At 66.0% G+C, this 2,846-nt stretch carries 3 protein-coding genes and 1 pseudogene; 2 read left to right on the forward strand and 2 right to left on the reverse strand.

What is annotated here, in order from left to right:
- The first annotated feature begins 2 nt into the window (after nucleotides 1-2).
- Nucleotides 3-743, forward strand: a complete 741-nt coding sequence (locus AC2VOG_RS09850) for an SOS response-associated peptidase (RefSeq protein WP_486939718.1) — start codon at nucleotides 3-5, stop codon at nucleotides 741-743.
- A gap of 1 nt (nucleotide 744) precedes the next feature.
- Here the strand turns inward: AC2VOG_RS09850 and AC2VOG_RS09855 are convergent.
- Nucleotides 745-1,346 (reverse strand): annotated as a pseudogene (locus tag AC2VOG_RS09855) (HNH endonuclease signature motif containing protein); the annotation flags it as partial.
- Between the two features lie 18 nt (nucleotides 1,347-1,364).
- On the opposite strand from AC2VOG_RS09855, the gene AC2VOG_RS09860 reads away from it, so the two are divergent.
- Nucleotides 1,365-2,231 (forward strand): 3-hydroxyacyl-CoA dehydrogenase family protein, encoded by an 867-nt coding sequence (locus AC2VOG_RS09860; RefSeq protein WP_486939719.1) that lies wholly within the window; start codon nucleotides 1,365-1,367, stop codon nucleotides 2,229-2,231.
- Here AC2VOG_RS09860 and AC2VOG_RS09865 read toward each other — a convergent pair.
- Nucleotides 2,200-2,846 (reverse strand): phytoene desaturase family protein (locus AC2VOG_RS09865; RefSeq protein ID WP_486939720.1); only part of this gene is annotated, 647 nt, incomplete at its 5' end. The two genes, AC2VOG_RS09860 and AC2VOG_RS09865, sit on opposite strands and share 32 nt — an antisense overlap.

Here is a 2,846-nt window from a genome sequence, read left to right on the forward strand (position 1 = left end):
CGGTGACGACAGACCCGGCGGTGCTGGCCGAGAAGATCGAGGCGATCAACGAGGCGCGCTCGGGCGAATCGGCCGGCCCGAACTACAACGTGGCGCCAACGACCACCATCACCACTGTGGTCCGCCGTCACGACGAACCCGACGACGAGCCCACCAGGCGGGTCCGCTCGATGCGCTGGGGGTTGATCCCGCCGTGGGCGAAGGCAGGATCCGACGGTGCGCCGGACTCCAAGGGCCCGCTGCTGATCAATGCGCGGGCCGAGAAGGCCACCACCTCGCCGGCGTTTCGGGCCAGCGCCAAATCCAAGCGTTGCCTGGTGCCGATGGACGGCTACTACGAGTGGCGCGCCAGCGCCGATACCGGCATCGGCAAGAACGCCCGCAAGACGCCGTACTACGTGCATCGCGCCGACGGGAAGATGCTGTTCGCGGCGGGGCTGTGGTCGGTGTGGACGCCGACGCACACCGCGAACCCATTGTTGAGTTGCACGATCATCACGACCGACGCGGTCGGCGAGCTCGGTGCGATCCACGACCGGATGCCGCTGATCGTGCCCGAGCGGGATTGGGACCGGTGGCTGGATCCCGATGCCCCGGCCGACCTCGATTTCCTGGCCGCGCCGCCGAGCATCGACGGCATCGAGATGCGCCCGGTCTCCACACTGGTCAACAGCATCCGCAACAATGGGCCCGAGCTGCTGGCGCCGGCCGAACCCCAGCCCGAACAGGCCACGCTGCTCTAGTTCACGCTGCTCCGGGTTCATCATCGGGGGCCAGAAGCTTCTCGGGATGGTGGAACGTGTTGACCCGAGGTTGGCCGTAGTCCAGATGCGGCGGCGGTATCCACTCGGTGTCGCCTCGGGCGTTCTTGCGGGTAGTCCACCCTTTTTCGACGAGCCTGTTGTCGGGTCCGCAGGCCAGCGCCATCTGGTCGACGTCGGTGCGGTGCGTCGACTCCCACCCTTCGACGTGGTGTGCCTGAGTCCAGTACCCGGGAGCGGTACAGCCAGGCCTGGTGCAGCCGCGATCTTTGGCGTGCAACATAATTCGCTGAGCTGCGGAGGCCAACCGTTTGCCGTGATACAGCGCCAGAGGTTTGGCTCCATCAAAAATCGCCAGGTAGTGGTGAGCGTGGGCGGCCATCCGGACGAGATCGCTCACGGGCGCAGGGTTCCGCCCGCGGTCAATCCGCGTCCGGCTCCGGCCGCCAAGTCTTTGAGGGTGGTGATGACGATAATCGAGATGGGTAATCCATTGTGCTGCACCAGCTGTCCTGACATCAACAGACCTCGCAGCCCGGCCAAAAGAACGTCGTGATTGCGTTGCGCGGCGGAGCGGGTGTCGCGTGCGGTTAACGTGTCGATATGACGAGCCGCTATACCTACACGTTCGACGACATCCGGAACCGTCCCGTCGCGGTCATCGGCGCGGGGACGCTGGGACGGCGGATCGCGCTGATGTTCGCCAGCCGAGGCGGGATCGTGCGCATCTGCGCCCGCCGTGACGAGCAGTTGGCGTCCGCGACACAGTATGTGGCGGACAATCTTGCGCGAGTCATCGAGAGCCGCGGCTTCGGCGAACCAGGGAGCGCGACCGGCACCACGTCGCTGAAGGAGGCGCTGGACGGCGCCTGGCTGGCGGTCGAGTCGGCGCCGGAGAAGCTCGAGATAAAAATTCCGCTGTGGGGCGAGATCGATCGGGCCGCCCCCGCCGGCACCATCTTCGCGACGAATTCGTCGTCGTACCCGTCGCGTTTGATGAGCGAACAGATCAGCGACAAAACGCGTTTGTGCAACACGCATTTCTACATGCCGCCGGATGTCAACGGCCTCGACCTGATGTCTGACGGTCAGACCGACCGCGGCCTGCTGGACACGTTGCTCACCGTGCTGCCCGAATTCGGGGTGTATCCGTTCGAGGCACGCAAGGAATGCACGGGCTTCATCTTCAATCGGGTGTGGGCGGCGATCAAGCGTGAGTCGCTCGCGGTGGTCGCCGAGGGGGTGGCCCGCCCCGAAGACGTCGACGGGATGTACAAACTGAACTTGGGTGCGCCGGCCGGCCCGTTTCAATTGATGGATCTCGTCGGCCTCGACGTCGCCCTCGACATCGAAAACCATTACGTCGAGCAGTTTCCGAACCTGCCCACCGGGCCGCGGGATCTGCTGCGGTCTTATGTCGACGCCGGCAAGCTCGGCCTCAAGAGCGGCGAAGGCTTTTACCGCTACTGAGATAGCCCAGCGCGACGGTGGCGGCATTGGCGCCGCACATGCCGTGCGCCCCGGGGCCGGGGGGCGTGGCCGCCGAGCAGATGTACATGCCGGGTAGTCCAATGCTGTACGGCGACAATGTGATTCGCGGCCCAAAAGTCAACTGACGGATGTCCTTGGAGCCGGTCATGATGTCGCCGCCGGCGAAGTTGGGGTTATAGGTAGCGAATTGGCTGGTGCTCCGGACCGTCTGGCCGACGACCCGATCCCGAAAGCCCGGGGCGAACCGCTCGATCTGAGCGGTGATAGCCGCCGTCGCGTCGCCCGAAAAGCCATTGGGCACATGGGCGTACGCCCACACCGGGTGCACGTCGCCCACCGACCGCTGCGGGTCGGCCAGGTACTGCTGCCCGACCAAGACGAACGGGCGCTCCGGCAGCCGTCCGGCGTGGACATCCCGCTCGGCGGCGGCCAGTTCGCGGTATGGTCCGACGACGTGCACGGTGCCCGCCCGACGTGCGTCCGGATTCGTCCACGGAACGCCGCCCTGCACGGCGAAGTCGACCTTGAACGCGCCCGGACCGCGCCGAAATTTTGTGTAGGCGCGCGAAACTCGACGCGGTAGGCGCTCGCCGA

This window comes from Mycobacterium sp. TH-M11 (assembly GCF_057473725.1).

Excerpts from the sequence above, each read along its gene's own strand:
- AC2VOG_RS09860 (WP_486939719.1), top strand. The coding sequence starts at position 1,365 with ATGACGAGCCGCTATACCTACACGTTCGACGACATCCGGAACCGTCCC.